The 638-nt window shown below is 65.7% G+C and carries 1 protein-coding gene; it reads left to right on the top strand.

What is annotated here, in order from left to right:
* Positions 1–436 (top strand): GNAT family N-acetyltransferase (locus FY036_RS00080; protein WP_235897421.1); only part of this gene is annotated, 436 nt, incomplete at its 5' end.
* Between the last annotated feature and the right edge of the window lie 202 nt (positions 437–638).

A 638-nucleotide genomic window follows, 5' to 3' on the forward strand; every position in this document is an offset into this window, starting at 1 on the left:
CGAAGCCTTGCTGGCCTTCCTCGTCTCGACCTACGAGGCGGCGGCCGATCTGGGCGGGTGGGACCGCGACCTCTTGGAATGCGCGCACGGCAAGCCGCGCCAGGTGCGCAGGCCGGATGCCGCAGTGGCGAACGACGTGCCTTCGGTCGGCGACGAGAAGGTTGAGCGGCAGGACGGTCCGTCGAAGGGGCGCTATCGCCTCGTCATTGATGGCGTCGAGGCGGAGATGAGCTACAGCCGGGCGGGAGACGGCCTGATCATCATCGACCATACGGAGGTGCCCGCGGCGCTTCGCGGAAGAAAGGTGGGCGAGCGGCTGGTGCGTCAGGCGATCGAGGATGCGCGACGCGACGGCATTTCAATCATGCCGCTCTGTCCCTTCGCCAAAGCGCAGATCGGTCGCCATCCGGAATGGCAGGACGTGGTGCGCCGGTGATGGGAGCATCGCCAGGAAACTGCGCACAGTCCTGGCCGGCGATCTCCGGAGCGACAAGAGCAATCATCGACATTCCCGGAAGGAGCGATGCAATGAACGATGTGAAGTATCGGATCGTCGAACACGACGGCGGCTGGGCCTATCGGGTGGACGGGACCTATTCCGAGACGTTTCCCAGCCATGACGCGGCCTTCGGCGCGGC

Origin of the sequence: Neoaquamicrobium microcysteis (assembly GCF_008180155.1) — a bacterium.
GTDB lineage: Bacteria > Pseudomonadota > Alphaproteobacteria > Rhizobiales > Rhizobiaceae > Aerobium > Aerobium microcysteis.